Annotated in this window: 18 protein-coding genes and 3 pseudogenes; 13 read left to right on the top strand and 8 right to left on the bottom strand. The window is 57.1% G+C overall.

Going from position 1 to position 17,848, the window contains the following annotated elements; translation table 11 throughout:
- The 7 genes and pseudogenes from RQN30_RS06125 to RQN30_RS06095 all read right to left on the bottom strand — a co-directional run bounded on the left by RQN30_RS06125 (position 1) and on the right by RQN30_RS06095 (position 4,310).
- The gene (locus RQN30_RS06125) at positions 1–168 is read right to left on the bottom strand and encodes a hypothetical protein (RefSeq protein WP_353061692.1); all 168 of its coding nucleotides are present in this window, start codon (positions 166–168) and stop codon (positions 1–3) included.
- 135 nt (positions 169–303) lie between these two features.
- Positions 304–501 (bottom strand): N-6 DNA methylase, encoded by a 198-nt coding sequence (locus RQN30_RS06120; protein WP_309957492.1) that lies wholly within the window; start codon positions 499–501, stop codon positions 304–306.
- Between the two features lie 60 nt (positions 502–561).
- Positions 562–984, bottom strand: a pseudogene (locus RQN30_RS06115) (type I restriction-modification system subunit M N-terminal domain-containing protein); the annotation flags it as partial.
- Entirely contained in the window at positions 974–1,231 is a 258-nt protein-coding gene (locus RQN30_RS06110) for a helix-turn-helix domain-containing protein (protein WP_353061691.1), read from the bottom strand. The pseudogene RQN30_RS06115 and the gene RQN30_RS06110, both read right to left, overlap by 11 nt.
- The gene (locus RQN30_RS06105) at positions 1,228–2,931 is read right to left on the bottom strand and encodes a DUF2326 domain-containing protein (RefSeq protein ID WP_353061690.1); all 1,704 of its coding nucleotides are present in this window, start codon (positions 2,929–2,931) and stop codon (positions 1,228–1,230) included. The genes RQN30_RS06110 and RQN30_RS06105 overlap by 4 nt, the downstream gene beginning before the upstream one ends.
- On the bottom strand, positions 2,921–3,142 hold the full coding sequence (locus tag RQN30_RS06100) for an ABC-three component system middle component 7 (protein WP_309956068.1): 222 nt from the start codon (positions 3,140–3,142) through the stop codon (positions 2,921–2,923). Before RQN30_RS06100 ends, RQN30_RS06105 begins: the two co-directional genes overlap by 11 nt.
- On the bottom strand, positions 3,129–4,310 hold the full coding sequence (locus RQN30_RS06095; protein ID WP_353061689.1) for an ABC-three component system protein: 1,182 nt from the start codon (positions 4,308–4,310) through the stop codon (positions 3,129–3,131). Before RQN30_RS06095 ends, RQN30_RS06100 begins: the two co-directional genes overlap by 14 nt.
- Positions 4,311–4,992: 682 nt before the next feature.
- Here RQN30_RS06095 and RQN30_RS06090 point away from each other — a divergent pair.
- The 6 genes from RQN30_RS06090 to RQN30_RS06065 all read left to right on the top strand — a co-directional run bounded on the left by RQN30_RS06090 (position 4,993) and on the right by RQN30_RS06065 (position 10,078).
- Entirely contained in the window at positions 4,993–5,682 is a 690-nt protein-coding gene (locus RQN30_RS06090) for a sigma-70 family RNA polymerase sigma factor (protein ID WP_353061688.1), read from the top strand.
- 5 nt (positions 5,683–5,687) lie between these two features.
- Positions 5,688–5,924, top strand: coding sequence for a hypothetical protein (locus RQN30_RS06085; protein ID WP_353061687.1), 237 nt, complete (start codon positions 5,688–5,690; stop codon positions 5,922–5,924).
- Complete coding sequence (locus RQN30_RS06080) at positions 5,921–6,334, top strand: hypothetical protein (protein WP_353061686.1); 414 nt, start codon at positions 5,921–5,923, stop codon at positions 6,332–6,334. Before RQN30_RS06085 ends, RQN30_RS06080 begins: the two co-directional genes overlap by 4 nt.
- Positions 6,321–7,457, top strand: coding sequence for a DUF2800 domain-containing protein (locus RQN30_RS06075; RefSeq protein ID WP_353061685.1), 1,137 nt, complete (start codon positions 6,321–6,323; stop codon positions 7,455–7,457). The genes RQN30_RS06080 and RQN30_RS06075 overlap by 14 nt, the downstream gene beginning before the upstream one ends.
- 22 nt (positions 7,458–7,479) lie before the next feature.
- A complete protein-coding gene (locus RQN30_RS06070; RefSeq protein ID WP_353061684.1) occupies positions 7,480–8,031 on the top strand; it encodes a DUF2815 family protein in 552 nt (183 codons plus the stop codon).
- A gap of 79 nt (positions 8,032–8,110) precedes the next feature.
- On the top strand, positions 8,111–10,078 hold the full coding sequence (locus RQN30_RS06065) for a DNA polymerase (protein WP_353061683.1): 1,968 nt from the start codon (positions 8,111–8,113) through the stop codon (positions 10,076–10,078).
- Here the strand turns inward: RQN30_RS06065 and RQN30_RS06060 are convergent.
- A complete protein-coding gene (locus tag RQN30_RS06060) occupies positions 10,075–11,019 on the bottom strand; it encodes an Abi family protein (RefSeq protein WP_353061682.1) in 945 nt (314 codons plus the stop codon). The two genes, RQN30_RS06065 and RQN30_RS06060, sit on opposite strands and share 4 nt — an antisense overlap.
- Positions 11,020–11,498: 479 nt before the next feature.
- Here RQN30_RS06060 and RQN30_RS06055 point away from each other — a divergent pair.
- The 7 genes and pseudogenes from RQN30_RS06055 (at position 11,499) to RQN30_RS06020 (ending at position 17,688) form a co-directional block, all read left to right on the top strand.
- A pseudogene (locus tag RQN30_RS06055) lies at positions 11,499–12,262 on the top strand (phage antirepressor).
- A complete protein-coding gene (locus RQN30_RS06050) occupies positions 12,259–12,696 on the top strand; it encodes a DUF7768 domain-containing protein (RefSeq protein ID WP_353061681.1) in 438 nt (145 codons plus the stop codon). The pseudogene RQN30_RS06055 and the gene RQN30_RS06050 overlap by 4 nt, the downstream one beginning before the upstream one ends.
- Positions 12,693–14,952: pseudogene (locus tag RQN30_RS06045) on the top strand (phage/plasmid primase, P4 family). Before RQN30_RS06050 ends, RQN30_RS06045 begins: the two are co-directional and overlap by 4 nt.
- Before the next feature lie 247 nt (positions 14,953–15,199).
- Positions 15,200–15,364 carry a VRR-NUC domain-containing protein gene (locus tag RQN30_RS06035; RefSeq protein WP_353061678.1) on the top strand — a complete coding sequence of 55 codons (165 nt, stop codon included), beginning with the start codon at positions 15,200–15,202 and terminating at the stop codon, positions 15,362–15,364.
- Entirely contained in the window at positions 15,345–16,721 is a 1,377-nt protein-coding gene (locus tag RQN30_RS06030; protein WP_353061677.1) for an SNF2-related protein, read from the top strand. The genes RQN30_RS06035 and RQN30_RS06030 overlap by 20 nt, the downstream gene beginning before the upstream one ends.
- On the top strand, positions 16,712–17,170 hold the full coding sequence (locus RQN30_RS06025) for a hypothetical protein (RefSeq protein WP_353061676.1): 459 nt from the start codon (positions 16,712–16,714) through the stop codon (positions 17,168–17,170). The genes RQN30_RS06030 and RQN30_RS06025 overlap by 10 nt, the downstream gene beginning before the upstream one ends.
- Positions 17,171–17,310: 140 nt before the next feature.
- On the top strand, positions 17,311–17,688 hold the full coding sequence (locus RQN30_RS06020; protein ID WP_353061675.1) for an HNH endonuclease: 378 nt from the start codon (positions 17,311–17,313) through the stop codon (positions 17,686–17,688).
- Positions 17,689–17,848: the final 160 nt, after the last annotated feature.

The raw sequence follows: 17,848 nt of genomic DNA, 5'->3' as shown, positions 1-17,848 counted from the left end.
TTAGTCTCCATCTACCCAGCCATCAACGACAGCTACTACTCCGGCAACTGCGTCCTCAGGGGTTTTGGCTGCACCGATGGCAGCGAGGACACTGTTGAGGTCATCGGTCCTGTCAGACTCAATGACCTCTGCCTCTAAAGCCTCCAGGTTCGGAACTAGGTCACTCACTCAACAATCACTCTCCTAGCTCGGCTTCCACAAACCTGCCCGCAATGACAAAAGCCCGCGGAGAATATCCGTCGTCCGTAGAAAAGCCACGACCCGGTCTCTTCAGTTGAACCACTACCTCTCATTTTAAACCAGTCAGGCCACAAGCGCAAAGCCAGCGCTGAAATGTATCCAATCCGGTCGGCTAGTTTCCAGCACACGTCCTTCGAATGGTTGCAGCATTTCCACGAGCGTTTGGACGACAGAACGCGGCGTGTAGAAGGCTCCGCCTTCCTTACCTGTTTCTTTTCCTGCAAACTGTCCGAGAAAGTATTCGTAGACCGAGCCGAGCACGTCGTCGGAACCATGATCAGCGTCCGAGCCGAACCCGATTGTGCCGATGAGATCGACTAACCCGCCGAGGCGTTTCTTGTCTAAACCTTCGCGACTGTAGTTGCGTGGGAGGACGCCTCGCAGCGTCGGGTTTTCCCGTTCAATCAGCTGCATCGCTTCATCGATGAGCTGGCCGATCTCTGGTTGCTTGGCTTGATCTTGTAGATGGTGCCAGCGTGCTCCTTCAGGTACCCAGAAAACGTTGTGTCCCGCGTATTCGTCACGGTCTTCGAGGAAGTCTTCGAACTGGGCCTCGTCGATGCCATCTTCGCGTAGTTCATCTTTGAGCGCTGCGCGACGTTCCTAGAAACGGTCAGAGACATACTTGAGGAACACCAGACCCAACACGACGTGCTTGTATTCTGAGGGCTCTTGGTTGCCGCGAAGCTTGTCGGCCGCGTCCCACAGTTTTTGTTCTAGGGTTTTCTTACTTTTAGCGGCCATTCGCTTCTCCTTGTTGTTCAGGTGCTGTTACGTTCTGGATGTTGTTGGTTGGGATGGTTTCGAGGATGTCGAACAGGTCGCAGTCGAGAGCGTTGCAGATCTTGATCAGGACATCGGTGGTGATGTTTTCATCTTTGCCAAGCTTCGCAATGGAACCCGCGCTGATCTTGGCGGCGACTTGCAGGTCTTGCTTCCTCATGCTTTTATCGATGAGGAGCTTCCACAATGGTTTGTAGCTGATCTTCATCGCGCGCCTTCCTCTTGTTTGGGGTTCCTGCTGGGTTTCTTGTTCCATGTCCATCCGTAGAGTGCTTCGTGTTCTTTGCCTAGTTCGATCACTGCTGTTTGGGTGACGATTGTGTTGACTTCGGGCGCTTCTGCATAGTGCTCGTCTTTATCGAAGGCGATGAATATCTGCTTGTTGGTGAAGCGCTGGTAGAGCTCAAGGATTCGACCGACGGTTGCGTCTTCGATGCTTTGGTGCAGCGGGTGATCGTGGATCACGTATGGCAGCGCGGTCAGCTCCAGCATGGCTAGGTCGAACAGGATCAGGTTCTTTCCGGTTGTGCCGGTTCCATCGTCAACTTCGGAGCCGTAGGTGTAGCTCTTGCCGGTGTCGGAGAATGTGAACACTGGCGGGTACCAGTCGCCTGAGCCTTCATGAATGAAGCGGTCGAGGCGTGCGATCTCAGCGTTGAGTTTCGTTTCGATCTCACGGTCGTAGCTCTTACGGGTCTCATTCAGGCGGGCTTCAGCGTCTTTCTTCTCTGATTTGAGGTCTTGGGTTGCTTCCCAGGCTTCTACTTGTTCCTTGACGAGTGCAAGCTGCCCGCCGATTTCGGCGTTGCGGCGCAGTTCTTTCTCTGAGACGTGGATGGGCACATTCAGATCTCGGAGCTGTTGTTCGGCCTCACCGATGAAGGTGGTCAGCGAGCCCAGTTCTTGCTGGTAGGCGGTGATCTGGTCTTCTACTTCGTCGGAGACGATCTCGGTGATAGTTCGGTGGAAGAGTTGGACGTCTTCGATTCGTTCGAGGTCCGCGTCGGGGAAGAATACGTGTAGTTGTGCGAGGTCTGGGTCGGTGATGGTGGGGAAATCTTCGTTTAGGGACTGTGTGAGGCGCTGAATTTTTGCTTTCAGTCTGCCGCGTGCAATTCGTAGCCCGTGCAGATGGCTCTTGATCGTTGCAGCCTGGTCGGAGTGCTCGACGTCGAGTTCAAGCATTGCTTGATCGGTGCCTTTGATGTGTGCGTCGAGTTCTGATTCGAGTTGGTGAACGTGCTTGACCGCTTGCGTGTATTCCCTCTTCAACCGCAGTTTTTGTGATTGGAACACACCAATCTTTTGGGTTCTTTGCACGGCCTTGAGATTTTCCGTTGCCGTGGTGAGAGCTTGTTCGAGTTCTTTGAGGTAGTCATAGACACCGAAAAGCTGGCGCATCACAGCCAGCCCAGTGGCTACTGGTTCACGGCCGGGGCCTTGTAATGGGGTCTCAACGTTGCTCAGTGCTTTTTGCTGGATGCGGGCAAATCTTGTCATGATCTGCCGGAAGGAAGCATCCATGCCTGACAATCCGTATTGGCGTTTGAGCCAGCCTACGTATTCATCGAACTCCCACCGCTCAGCGGGGTTCTTGTATTCGGGATCCTCATAGGTTTGGACGAACCCTGGCACGTTAGTGGTGCGCGAGAAGTAATAGTCCACGTCGTTGAAGCGGAAGGTGAAGTAGATCGTGTGAGCACCTTCAGCTTTCGCGCTGACGGCTTTGGATTTTGCGAATGTTGAACCGCCGAACGCGTAGTCCACGATGAACAGCAAGGTGGACTTACCGATCGAGTTTTGGGCGCTTTGCCCGCCACGCACCGTGTTCAATCCGGGATGGAACACGATCGGTGGACGAACCTGACCGTTATTGCGGAACTTGTCTGACCAGACGCTAACGAGCACGGACAATCACCCCTGTCGTGGAGTCGACGTTGATCTGTTTGAGAGCAAACAAGGCAGTGAGCGCATCGAGAACGTCCTCGATCGCAGGATTATCGAGCCGCACGCGAAGCTCGCTGATGCTGACGGGTTCGGCTTCGAGGATGGTCAGAATTGGCGCGAATAGTGAGAGCGTGGATTCGCCGAACGGGTAGAGCTTGTTAGGAAAGCGCATACTGAGGCTCCTTCCCACTGGTGACAGGCGGATACGGTGCTTCGAACACGTCACATTTTTGGATGAAGTAGGACACCACTGCCTGACACGCGACGAGTTTGCCACCGGTGGTGGTGTGCAACCATTGCGAAAGCTGAGTGAAAACGTCGTCCTGGGGTATTCCAAGGCGTTTGAGTCTGCGGTATTGAGAGTTGATCGAGTGCCGGACTTCGTCGAAATCCCAGCCGTCGTTGTAGTCAAGCTGTTTCAACGTCGATTCGATGAAGACGTACCACGCAGCGACGTGTGCCAATACAGCCTGCTGCAATATGACGTCATCTGGGATTTTTGTTTCGACCGCCAGTGGTTCTGTGATCGGTTGATACAGATCGCCTTGTCCAGCGCCGCCCATCTTCTCCAACACTTGCCGTATCCACTGCTCCATGCCTTCTGGAGACATGGCCAGGCGAGATTTGAACTGCGAAACGAGTCGATCCTTTATTGCCTTGAGCTCTTGGACAGCTTGTGGATTAGCGCCCGTGTGCATCGCATGATGATGGGGACACAGCGCGATCAGATTCGCAGGATCTCGCGGATCGTTTGCGGGGTCGATGACGGTCACCTCAAAGCTCGGGACTGCCACGCCTTGATCATTGACCTGAAGAAGCTGATTCAAGCAGTTCAAGGCTGGGCAGGTCGACCCAGCTTCCATCTGCAAAGCAGGCCCCAAACGCTTGTGCGCTACGACCGTTTGGATACGCCGAACTTTTTCTCGCGCATCCTCCACCAGTTGCTGGTTCGTTGTCGCCGCAGTTAAGACTCGCGTGAAGTAATCAGCACACCATTCAGGGACACGATCCCACGCGATTGACGGTTCAAAGGGGCGGATTGCCTCCGCCATGCGTTCCAGCTGGGGCTGGCTACGCTCCTGCAACGTCACAACAAGTCCATAGGGCTCGAAATTGTGGCGCAAGATCGGCTCTGCAATATCTGAGTTGAAGGGCCTGTTGCCGGAGGCGATGTGGTTCAACGACGCAGCCGGAGGGGCCATCACCGGATCATCCTCAGCGCCTTCAAAACCTGGGTCTGCCTCACACACCAGAGACAACAGGTTACGCATCCGATCTTCCCGGTTGGAGCCAAGGTCAAGGTTCGAGCTCAGCAGCTTAAAGAAGTCTTTGAACTCCACCAGTACCTCCTCGTCTTAGCCCTGTCTCAAATCGTGTCTCAGTTCGTCTCAAGTGGCTCCGTAACGTCATTGGCAGTGGCAGCGAGCTAACTGAGTAGAACAACAACTCTCACTCATTCTACCGAAATTATCTCGCGGTTGCGAAGAATTATTGGCCCGAATCTGTGAGGAGGTGAAGCACATGGGAAGGAACCGTAAGCATACGTCTGCGAAGGTGGCGTCCAAGGCGTCGAAGATTCTGACCGATGGTCGTTCATCGGAACGGACCAAGTCTGTTGCCGCGTCGGCGTTGGCGCAGGCCAGGCCATCTAAGCGGGGCAAGTAGCCGCAACCACTCCTGCTCTGGTGTGAGTGATTCCCGCACCAGAGCAGGTGGAGACGGTAGCGCTGGTGGCCACCGGCACTGACGTTCTCCAAGCCTGAACGTGATTGTTCGGGAGCTCATCTGGCGGGTGGGCGACCTCCACGGCGAGTGCTGGCTGTGGTTGTAGACAACTTTATTCACTAGTGAGACCTGCTCTGGGAGCGCTCGGCGGGTCACCTCACCCAACCCCTCTTTGCTGAGGGACGGGTGGGGTGGCTCGCCTTTGTCGTCTTCCTAGCAGTTCTCACCAGTGATCTGAGCCAAAAACAGATCAGGTCTCCAATTCACCGGGATTCCCGGAGAAATGGAGATCCTTCGATGAAGGTCACCTTCAAGCGCGAAGCCGACAACAACAAGAACGAGTCCATCACTGACACTTTCGACATCGACCCTGGCGAGTTCGCTCTCATGATCGCTACCGACCGGCAGCAACGCGCCGCAGCTACTGGTGTTCCGCTCGATCAGGTCAAGCCCCGCACACCGCAGAAGATTCTCGACGAGTTGTGGAACGCAGAAGAAGCTGCCACACATAAGGCGGTTCGCGCCGATCGCGGCAAGGGTAAGAAGAAATGCACGTGCGGGGCTGGGTGCGCTCCTCGACGTGGATGCCGTCTGCCGAACAACGCACCGTTTTCGTATGAGCAGATGCTCGAGATCGATCTTGACCCTGCTTCGCCGGGTATCAGCGCCGAGGATCAGGTTATTGAACGCGAGGACAGTGTCCAGCGCGCCCGTGAGCTCAAGGTGATGCGTGGCGTCATCGCTGGTTTGGATTCGCAGCATCGTGAGGTGATGACGCGCCTTCTTGCAACCGACAAGTTCAATCAGGCGCAGGTGGCGCGCGATATGGGGTTGACCCGTGCTCGGGTATCGCAGCTGGTGGCAGAGGTGAAACCGCTGATCCGTCAGGCGGTTGAGGATGCCCGATTTAACACTTCGGGCGGTGTCGGCAGTGGGGTGAAGGGAGAAGCCAACCGGGCTACTCCCGCAAATGAGGAAGAAAGGTAAGCCCGATGGCTCGACATAGTCTCAAGCTTCATATCGCCCGGCATATCCCTGACGACCCCGGAATCGTCGCCACCAAGAATGTGACGCTGCGTGAACGGCTCATGCGCCTACTGCTTGGCACCCCGCGCAAAGTCATGATCCTTGTCCCTGGTGATTCGGTCAAGCAGATCGACATCACCGAAAACACCGATGACGACCTCATGGCCCTGGCCTATGCTCTCAAGGCGGGTGAATCCAAATGATTATGCCAGAAATTAACTCCTTTATTCGTGATGGGAACCAGACGATGAGATCGCTCGCTGATTTGCTTGCGCGGGCTCAGCAGATCGTTGAGGAGAGTTTCGAAGACCACGCAGGAATGCCTGGTGAACGCCCAGAGCTTGCCCTGCAGATCAAGGAACCCTTCGAAACCATCCCAGCTGTGCACAGCCAGCCAGAACTACTCGCGGACGAGCCAGAGGTTGAACCTGAACCGGTAGTGACGCTCGATGAAGTACGTGCTTTTCTTTCCGAGCTCTCAGCGCAAGGCCACACCGCGAAGGTTCGTGAGCTGATCGTCGAGGCTGGTGAGGACAAGCTCTCGGCGGTGGATCCGTCGAAGTTCGGCTGGCTTCTGGATCGGGCGAAGGAGATTGCTGATGGCACCGTCTGATCACGCACTCCTCTCAGCTTCTGGTGCTCACAGGTGGCTTAACTGCACGCCCTCCGCCCGCCTGGAATCCGATGAGCCAGAATCCACGTCTGCTGCGGCCGAGCAGGGCACCGCCGCTCACGCACTGGCTGAGCACAAACTCCGCAGGGCTCTCAAGCAGCGCTCGAAACGTCCAGTTTCGACCTGGATCGATACCGAGATGGAACACCTGACCGACGACTACGTAGCTTACGTCCAAGAACACATCTCGTTGGCAGAGCAAACCTGTGGTGATCCGCAGGTGCTGATCGAGCAGCGCCTGGATTTTAGCCACATTGTGCCGGGAGGTTTTGGCACCGGGGACTGCGTCATCATCGCCGAACCCGTACTGCAGATCATTGATCTGAAGTACGGGCAAGGCGTCCTCGTCGAGGCCGCGAACAATCCGCAGTTGATGTTGTATGCGCTCGGAGCGCTTCACGCCTTCGGGAGCCTGTACGACATCGAGCGCGTAGCAGTCACGATCTACCAGCCACGCCGGGCGAACGTCGACACCTGGGAAATTTCTGTTGCCGAGCTCGAACAGTGGGCTGAAGCAGAGGTCAAACCTAAAGCCAAGCTCGCCGCTGCAGGTAAGGGTGAGTTTTGTCCGGGGTCGTGGTGTCAGTTCTGCAAGCTCACTCCCACCTGCCGGGCAAGAGCAGAAGCCAATCTTGCGCTGGCCAAGCTCGAGTTCGCCCCACCAGCAGAACTGAGTGATGCGGAGATCGCTGACGTACTAGCGAAGATTCCGAATCTGAAGTCCTGGGCATCCGACGTGGAAGCCTACGCCCTGTCGAAAGCCGTCAACCAGGGCGTGGTCTTTGAGGGCTTCAAGCTCGTCGCAGGTCGCTCGGTACGCAAATACACCTCCGAAACCGACGTGGCTGCGGCGGCTGAAGCGGCGGGCTATAGGGACATCTATGACCGCAAGCTCATCACTCTTACAGCAATGGAAAAGCTGATGGGTAAACCCGCCTTCAACGAGATTCTTGGCGATCTCGTGACCAAACCTGCAGGCAAACCCACCCTGGTTCCTGCATCCGACAAACGGCCAGCGCTCGACCTGGTGAGCGCGGCCACCGATTTTCAAACAAACAAGTAACAAGTAGAAAGAAGAAAAGATTATGACAACGACTAACACAACTCGTATTGTGACCGGCGAAGTACGCCTCAGCTATGCCCATATTTGGGAGCCGAACTCCATCCAAGGAGGAAAGCCCAAGTACTCCGTCTCCCTGATTATCCCCAAGTCCGACACCGCCACCATCGCAGCCATTGAGAAGGCCGTGGATGCCGCCATCGAGGCCGGGATCGGCAAGTTTGGGGGCAAGCGACCCAACAAGGCCGCCTTGAAGCTGCCGCTGCGCGATGGCGATATTGAGCGTGACGACGAAGCCTACAAGGGCGCCTACTTCCTCAACGCCAACTCGCTGACCGCTCCGCAAATCGTCGACATGAATGTCGCACCGATCCTGGACCGCGCCGAAGTCTACTCGGGCTGCTACGCACGAGTATCCCTGTCGTTCTATGCGTTTAACACGAACGGCAACCGAGGAATCGCCTGCGGACTGGGCAACATTCAAAAGACCCGTGACGGTGAAAGTCTCGGCGGCGGGCGTGTCTCGGCTGAGACCGACTTCGGTGCCTTCGCCGCTGATGAAGACTTCCTGAACTAACCATCCCCACACGTGGAGGGAACCAGCACATGCCGTTGGTTCCCTCCACATTTTCCTCTGACGTGAAAGGAACCCCGTCATGCGAACACTCTTCTGCGATATCGAGACTTTCAGCCCCACCCAACTCGCCAAGACAGGCGTCTACCCGTATTGCGAACACCCCGACTTCGACCTGTTGCTCTTCGGCTATTCGATTGACGGCAGCCCGGTCGAAATAGTGGATCTCGCAGGCGGACAATCCATGCCCGACGAGGTGCTAGCGGCACTGGTGGATCCGGATGTGGTCAAGTGGGCGCATAACGCCGCCTTCGAACGAGTCTGCCTGTCTGCCTGGCTACGCACTCATCATCCCGAGCTTCTCGCTGATGGGTTTCTTGACCCAAGGCAGTGGCGCTGCACTATGGTGTGGAGCGCCTATTTGGGGTTGCCGATGAGCCTCGATGCGGTAGCCACGGTTTTGAAGCTTGACGTGCAGAAGGACAGCGCCGGGCGCAAGTTGATCAAGCAGTTCTGCACACCCGCCACACCCTCAGTCCTGAACGGCGGCAAACACAGGAATCCACCATCAGCTGATCCCGCCGGGTGGGTACGGTTTATTGACTACAACCGCCGCGACGTCGAAGTCGAGCTCGCCATCCATGAGCGGCTCTCATTGTTCCCGATGCTCGATGCCGAGTGGAACACCTACGCCCTCGACCAGGCCATCAACGATGCGGGGATTCTTCTCGACCACACGCTCGTGGACAACGCAGTCGGCGTGGATGAGCACCACCGCAACGCGTCGCTTGCTCGGGCGCAGAAGCTCACGGGGTTGGACAATCCGAACTCGCCCATCCAGCTCAAACAATGGCTTGCCACCAGAGGTTGCGAACTCGAATCGCTAGCGAAAGCCGACGTCCATGCCGCCCACGATACCGCCACGGGCGAGGTGAAAGAAGTCCTCGAACTTCGCGGTGATCTAGCTAAATCTTCGGTGAAGAAATACCAGGCGATGCAAAACGTCGCAGGCAGTGACGGCCGGGCACGCGGACTCATCCAATTCTATGGAGCGGGTCGTACTGGACGCTTCGCCGGACGCCTCGTCCAAGTCCAAAACCTCCCCAGGAACTATCTTCCTGACCTTGACCAAGCACGCACGCTCGTCAGAACAGGCAACCTTGACGCGTTGGAGTTGCTGTATGACTCCGTGCCCGACACGCTCAGCCAACTCATCCGGACCGCCTTCATCCCCAGTACCGGCAATCGGTTTATTGTCGCGGACTTTTCTGCAATCGAAGCGCGCGTTATCGCATGGCTCGCCGGAGAAACAACCACCGTGGCCGCCTTCCGTGAGGGCAAAGACCTCTACTGCGAAACCGCATCACGCATGTTCGGCGTCCCGGTCGAAAAGCACGGCATTAATGGCGAGCTTCGGCAGAAGGGGAAGATCGCTGTGCTCGCCTGTGGCTATGGCGGCTCGGTCGGTGCTCTCAAAGCCATGGGAGCCCTCACCATGGGACTCACCGAACACGAACTCAAACCAATCGTGGACGCATGGCGGCAAGCCAACCCGCACATCGTTGGGCTCTGGGCAGATGTCGAAGAAGCCGCTATCGCCGCGATCTCGTCGCGCCAGCCGATCCGCTTGCGTAACCTGCGATTCTCCGTTGAGTCTGGGATTTTCTTCATCGAACTACCCTCGGGAAGACGGCTTGCCTATGTGCAGCCGCGTCTGGGTGAGAACCAGTGGGGTGGCACGTCCATCACCTACACCGGCACCACCACAGCCAGACGCTGGGGACAGTTAGAAACCTACGGCGGGAAACTCGTCGAGAACATCGTCCAGGCGATCGCTCGCGACCTTCTCGTCACTGGCATGCACGCAGTCGCCGAGGCGGGGCACCAGATTGTGATGCATGTTCACGACGAAATCGTCATCGACGAACCCGAAAATTCCGGCTTCACCGTTGCTGACGCGTGCGAGCTCATGTCCACCCTCCCAGCATGGGCCAAAGGGTTACCGCTGGACGCGGACGGGTACGAATGCGCCTATTACCGTAAGGATTAGCTGTTGATTGTCCAGATGGGATCTTGTTTCCAGCTGGGGCTGGCACCTATGTGCGTTAGATCGACGCCAGGAATTTCGGTGGGGAAACTGTCTAGGACGTCGCTGATGGCCTGTATTTCAGCGGTGAAATTTCCTCGTCGCAAAAGGAATGCGGTGAGCACCAACGCGGTGTACATACGTCCTGAAGAATGTGTCACGGCCGATAGCGTTTGGTCACTGCGGCGGTGTTTGACCAGTGGACGGATAACGAGTTGCCTATTCCAGAGTCTGGCGTGGTGAGCGCATATGTTACGAATGTAATTCACTGTGCGCATCCACGATTCCAACTCGTCGGCACGTGCCAAGTACTTGTCAGCAATGCGACGACGCTGTTCGAAGGGAGCCAACGAAAACAGGGTCACGAGTTGTCCGAATTCGAGGATCTCGGTGGCCACCCACACGGGCAAACGCCCATCGTGGGTCTGGTTGTAATGCTTGACGAAATCTTCTGTAGAGCGCGACTGTGTTTGGGTGAGCTTCTGCGTAAAGAATGCTGCTCTGTGATTCATCGCCCCCGACGGCCAAATCCGTTCGAGGTCGAGGTGAATGAACGGATCGATCTCACCCAGCACGTGCCCCACGTCAACTCGCAGGCACACCTCCAGCTTGCATAGCGCCTGCCACACAGCCAAGCGTAGCCGCTCATCAAACTCGTACAGCTCTACCACATGCCCCATACGTGCACCGAGAACGAAATGGTCCAAACGCCGCTGCGGAGAATCAGATGGAGCGATCTGACGCAACGGGTAGGAGTATCCCGAAAGCCGGTAATAGCCGACAGTAGATAACTCGCGGCGGTAATCACCGGCATCCAATAGGCCGCGACGAGTGAGAATATTAATCTGCTCATCGATACTGGCCCACGGTTTATCGACCACCAGCCCACCTGCTTCCAAAAACATGAAGACCGGCTCTGACCTGTCTCGGAAACCGATACAAGCGAGCCGGTACTAGTGGTAATCACTATACCGCGAAAACAGCGACAGAATCAAGAACTCGGCGAAGTATCACCATCAGAGAAGAAAGCTTATCCAAGACCGCTAAGAAACGAGAACCGACCCTGCGCTCCCACCGAGGCGGGCAGCGGAACCGGTCATGTTGTCTAAAAGACCACCGTGTCGGCACCGCTGTAGCAAGAGAATGATGGTTCTTCCACACAGAGCACTCGAGAAATTTGTCTATGCCCCGGCGAGAATACCTGCCAGATTGCTCTAACAGATAGCGCTCCACCGGGGCTTCAACACCAATCGTGCCAGAACGAGAAGCGATTGAGTACCCGTGATTTAACACTTTCGGGCTCGTCGGCAGTGGGGTGAGGCCCTTAACCCTTGTGCCGACCGGCACGACTTTTCTCGACGGGGTCTCGGGAAGGAACCCCGCCATGGGAAACCAGATTCAAACATTCACCAACGACGTGTTCGGCACCATCCGCACCATCGCCAACGATGGCCAGACGCTGTTTTGTGGGAAGGACGTCGCCACCGCGCTCGGCTACCAGGATCCGACGAACGCGGTGAAGCTGCACTGCAAGGGGTGGCAAATTACCACCCCCTTGAGACCGCTGGCGGAATCCAGCAGGTCCGCTTCATTACCGAGGGCAACCTCTACCGCCTCATCATCTCTTCAAAGCTCCCGGCAGCGCAGAAGTTCGAAGCCTGGGTGTTCGATGAGATGTTGCCGACGATTCGCCGCCACGGCATGTACGCATACGACGAACTGCTCGCTGATGATGAGTTCCTCGAGCATGCCATCGCCACGCTGCGTGCCGAGCGGGCCAAGCGCCTGGCAGCAGAGCAAGCCCTGCTGGAAGCGGCACCGAAAGTCTCGTACTACGACGTCGTGCTGCAGTCCGATTCGTTGTTGACGACGACGGCGATTGCGAAGGACTACGGGATGAGCGCGAAGAAGCTCAACCGGATCCTGCGTGATGCTCACGTGCAGTTCCATCAGTCTGGCCGGTGGTTCCTCTACGCGAAGTACGCCGAGCAGGGATACACCCAGTCCAAGACCCACGAATACGGCGAGGGGCAGACCCGCACCCACATGTACTGGACGCAAAAGGGACGCTTGTTTATTTACGACCTTTTGAAGAACCAGCTCGGCATCCTGCCGGTGATCGAGCGTGAAGGTCAGGTGCACGCATGAGCGCCACGACTCTTGATATTGGGTTTTCGAAGAAGAACACCGAAGGCTACCTGGACCTAACCAGCTACCACGCGCTCAAAAAGCTGCAGCGCGAACAATTCGGTTACCGGCCCTTGGTTTATATCTGCTCGCCCTACTCAGGCGACGTGCAAGCGAACGTTGAGCTCGCCCGCCAGTTCTGTGCCTTCGCAGTGAGCGCGGGCAAAATCCCGTTCGCCCCACACCTGTTGTTCCCGCAGTTCATGGATGACGCCGATCCTGATCAGCGTGAGCTAGCAATGTTTTTCAACAGGGTGCTGCTCGCCAAGTGCGAAGCGCTGTGGGCATATGTCGGTCACGTCAGCCCTGGTATGCGCCTGGAGATCGGGTGGGCACGTGGCCTCGACCTGCCCATTAAGTATTTCGATTCTGATTTCAAGGAGGTCACGCCATGACCACGCCCTTCACTCTGTTTGCTGCCACCGTGAGCGGCGTGCAGAACAATAACCACTACCCGAACCAGCACCTCATCACTGACGTGGCATCGTTGACGGCGGCAGCGGGCTTTGATCACGTGGCTGCCTCCTATGTGAATGATCGCCGCTCAACCGCAGCGTTCATAGCCTCGGATTGCGTGGTGATGGATATCGATAACGATCACACCGAAACCCAAACCGACTGGATCACGCCTGAGAAGCTTGACGAGCTCATGTCCGGGGTGGAGTTTATGACCGCCACGTCTCGTAATCACATGAAGGCGAAGGGTGTGCTCTCCGCCCGGCCGCGTTTCCACGTCTACTTCCCAGTCCGAGAAGTACAAGGCGCAGACGAATACGCAGGATTGAAGCATCGCCTCGCTAGCCGGTTTGGGTTCTTCGATCGTAACGCTCTGGACGCAGGCAGGTTCATTTACGGCACCACCAACCCACAGGTCACGGTGCATGAGGGCGACCAGTTGCTCGATGCGTGGCTCGATGCGGCTGACGAGATCGACGTGTTCGCCGCCTTCGATCAAAGCACTCTCGTGATTGGTGAAGGCTCGCGCAACGCCACCTTGTCGCGCTTCGCTGGGCGGGTCCTCATCCGCTACGGGCAGACCGATCAGGCGCGTGACCTGTTTGACCGGAAGGCGAATCTGTGCGAACCACCGCTCAGCGAGGGTGAACTGCAGACGATCTGGAACTCGGCGTGCAGGTTTGCTTCGAAGGTCGCTGCTGATCCAGGCTATTTACCTCCTGAGGCTTATGAGGCGTTGGCGGGTTTGCGCCCGGATGATTTTTCCGATGTCGGTCAGGCAGACACATTAGCTGGCGAGTATGCGAACAAGATCCGCTACTCGCTCGCCACCAAGTGGCTTGTCTACGACCATGGCGTGTGGGATGAGAACGACCTGTCCGCACAAGGCGTCGTTCAAGAGCTAACTTCCCGCCAGCTCGAAGAAGCCGACCGCCTGATCGCGTCCACGTGGGAGACCATGACGGCAACCGGCGCAGATCTAGTCATGGCATCCGCCTCGTCGAAAGCACGCGGCATCGCCAAGCTCACGCCTGTGCAAGCGACCGCGTTTCGAGCCTGGGATGAGGCAAAGAACTACCACAAGTTCGTTCTCTCCAGGCGTTTGTCACGCAACATCACGGCCACGTTGAAAGAAGCCGGGCCGATCTTGCAGGTACGTATCCGTGACCTTGACGTCGACCCCTACCAGCTCAACACCCCGTCAGGTACCTGGGATCTGCGCGACGGCACAAGCCGTGAGCACAACCCGGCCGATCTGCTGACCAAGCAGACCGCTGTCAGCCCCAGCGATGAGGGCGCACAGATTTGGGCCGATGCGCTCGACGTGTTCTTCCAAGGAGATCCTGAGCTGATTGGTTACGTGCAGCGCATTGTCGGCCTGGCGGCTATCGGTCAGGTTTTCGTCGAAGCGCTCGTCATAGCTTACGGGGACGGCCGCAACGGCAAGTCAACGTTTTGGAACACTATCGCCCGAGTGTTGGGGACGTATTCGGGCACGATTTCAGCCGACGCGCTCACTGTCGGGGTGCGTCGCAACGTCAAACCCGAACTCGCCGAAGCCAGAGGCAAGCGTCTCTTGATCGCGGCTGAAACCGAGGAAGGTATGCGCCTATCAACCTCGAACGTTAAACAGCTTGCCTCGACCGATCAGATCTCGGCAGAGAAAAGTTCAAGGACCCCTTCGCCTTCACCCCTCCCACACCCTCGTGCTCTACACGAACCATCTACCGCGTGTGGGAGCCATGGACGCAGGCATCTGGCGCAGGCTCATCGTCATCCCGTTCAACGCCACCATCGAAGGCGATACGGACGTGAAGAACTACGCCGACCACCTGTTCGAAAAAGCGGGCGGAGCAATCCTTACGTGGATTATGGAGGGCGCGCGTCTCATCCACTCCGAGGGCTACAAGCTCAAAGCCCCGCCTCAGGTGGTTCAAGCCTCGCAAGCATATAAGGAGGACAACGACTGGTTCTCGCAGTTCCTTGAGGACTCATGCGACATCGAGGACGGATTATCGGAGAGGGCTGGCGACCTCTACCAGACGTATCGGGCGTGGGCGCAAAACACCTCAGGATGGGCGCGCCCGATGGTCGACTTCAACGCTGCGGTCGAACAAGCCGGATTCGTGCGGAAAAAGACCAAGCACGGCATGTATGTCTACGGGCTCGCGATTGCATCCGAGTTCGGCAACTAACCCCATGGTGACGAGCTGTGACGAGCCATTCCCTACCTTACGCATGTGAAATTACATGGTGTTTTTCTCTATATAAAAGGTTAGGAACGACTCGTCACATGCCGTCACCCCTGAATTGAATTCAAGGAGTGACCATGAACGAGAAAACAATCGAAGCTCAGCTTAAAAAGCCGTTGAAGAACATGGCGGCTTGTGCTGGAAGCTCGTCTGCCCTGGAACCAGCGGCGTACCTGACCGGATATGCCTGATGAGAAACCGCGTAGTTTTCGTTGAACTCAAAGCACCAGGCAAACAGCCACGCCCAATCCAAGCACGTCGGATGAACCAACTGCGCGACCAGGGATTCCAGACCTTCGTTGTCGATTCGATGGACGGCATACGGGAGGTGCTTGATGCACTATCAGCCGCATAACTACCAGCGGCAGGCGACCCAGTTCATCATCGACCACGACGAGGCCGCGATTCTCCTTGGCATGGGGTTGGGTAAGAGCGTCATCACGTTGACGGCGATCTGGAAGTTGATGCTTGACTACTTCACCATCTCCCGCGTGCTGGTGGTTGCCCCGCTGCGAGTGGCGCGCGATACCTGGCCCGCTGAGGTGAAGAAATGGGATAACCTGCGAGGTTTGACGGTCGCGGTTGCTGTCGGAACCAAGCGAGACCGGCTGGCGGCGTTAGCCAAGTCTGCGATGGTGACCATTATTAACCGTGAAAACATCCCATGGCTCGTGAACCAACTCGGGGGTAGCTGGCCGTTCGACATGGTCGTCATCGACGAACTCTCCAGCTTTAAAAACCATCGAGCCAAAAGGTTCACTGCGCTGGTGAAAATGCGGCCCTTCGTTAAACGCTGGGTCGGGCTCACCGGCACGCCCGCGTCGAATGGGCTGATGGATGTGTGGGCGCAATTCCGTCTCCTCGACGGCGGCGAGCGTTTGGGTAGGTTCATTACCCGTTACCGCGAGCGCTGGTTCGTGCCCGACAAAAGGAACGGGATGCAGGTGTTCACCTATAAGCCCCGTGTGGGTGCTGAGGACGAGATCTATGCGGCGATTGGTGACATGACGTTGTCGATGCGAACCACCGACCACCTGCAACTCCCGGAATTTACGGTGACGACAATGCCCGTGACGTTGGAGCCGAAAGAGCGCAAGGTCTACGAACAGTTGAAAGCCGACCTCGTTCTCCAACTTGGTGACGAGACGATTGATGCCGCGAATGCCGCTGCACTCTCCGGCAAGCTACTCCAACTCGCGAGCGGCGCGATCTACACCGGCGACGATCAGTGGGCTCCCGTGCATGAGCGGAAGCTCGACGCTCTCGAAGACCTCATCGAGGCAGCCAACGGCAACCCACTGCTCGTGGCCTACTGGTTTACCCATGACCGCGAACGCATCACCTCCCGCTTCCCGCAGGCTCGCGAACTCAAAACGAGCGTTGATATCGAGGCTTGGAACCAGGGCGAGATTGCGCTTGGGCTGCTTCACCCCGCATCTGCGGGTCACGGTCTGAACCTCCAGAGCGGTGGGCATCTGCTGGTGTGGTTCTCGTTGACGTGGAGTCTCGAGCTCTATCAACAGACGAACGCCAGGCTTTATCGGCAAGGGCAATCCGAACCTGTGACGATCACGCACCTGATCTCTGAAGGGACGCTCGATGAAGTCGTGCTCAAAGCCCTTGATGCGAAAGACGCTACGCAGGCTGCGTTGATCGACGCGGTCGCACAAGAAATCCACACAACCACTGAAAGGACACGCTCATGCATGTGATGACGAAATACCTCGACACAAGGAAAGCCGCGATCGCCGCTCTGCAGGATTATGCGGTGATGGAACAGATCATCGAGAGTACCGACAGCTCAATCAAGGCGGCTTATGCTGATGCAGCTAGCCCCGCATCCCCACGCATGGACGGCACACCACCATCAGGCGACCTGCACGCTTCGGAGAACCGGATCGTCGCGAGCATTGAGCGAATAGATGCGTACAAGGCTCGCTACCTGCAGGCCCGCCAGTACATGGACTGGTTCTTGCCTGCGTGGGAAGTCATCGCTGAAGACGACCGCTTCATCCTCGAAGGCTTCTTCCTCAGCGAGGGCACGCAAGATGAGAAGGTGTCGATGATAGCCGATCACTTCTACGTCGAACGTGACACGGTCTATCGGCGCAAGAACCGCGCCCTCGACAGGTTCGCCACCGCCTTGTACGGACAGCTCTAGCGTTAGCGGGTATCCGAAACATGCGATAGAAAACCACATATCAGTGTGAGAACATATAAGTGGTTGAAAACTAGAAGAAGCCCCAAGAACCCACACACGGGAATCTTGGGGCTTCACCATGTTCGGGGAAGGAGCCAGCGATGCCAGTCAAACCAGCCCGCCCATGCTCCCACCCTGGTTGCCCCGAGCTCACCCGCGACCGCTACTGCGAGACCCACGCCAAGGAAGAGGACGCACGCTACCGGCGCTACCAAAGGGATCCGAAGATCAACGCCCGCTACGGCGCGCGCTGGCGCAAGATTCGCGCCGCCTACATCGCACAACATCCTTTGTGTGAGGACTGCCTAGAGGCGGGCCGGTATACGCCTGTCCAAGAGGTCCACCACGTTCTCCCACTCGAGCACGGTGGCACCCACGACTTTGATAACCTTCGCTCACTGTGCAAGCCCTGCCACTCCAGGCAGACCGCGCTTGATGATGATCGGTGGAGGCAACAACCTCGGGTCTACTCGTATTGACGAGTCCACACGTTGCCTGCTGTCGCGTCGATCATCTGGAACCTCAAAGATGCCTACCCTCCTGGCGTTTGCCGAACACGGTGCAACGTCGCGGCGATGGTGAGGGGTTGGGGGTCTTGAATCTCTAACGCCTTGTCAGAGGTCAGCGGGCGGGGCCAAC

This window comes from Arcanobacterium hippocoleae, from assembly GCF_040360365.1.
GTDB lineage: Bacteria > Actinomycetota > Actinomycetes > Actinomycetales > Actinomycetaceae > Arcanobacterium_A > Arcanobacterium_A hippocoleae_A.
Note: the sequence above shows the minus strand (reverse complement) of the source record. Positions and strands in the feature narration are given on the sequence as shown.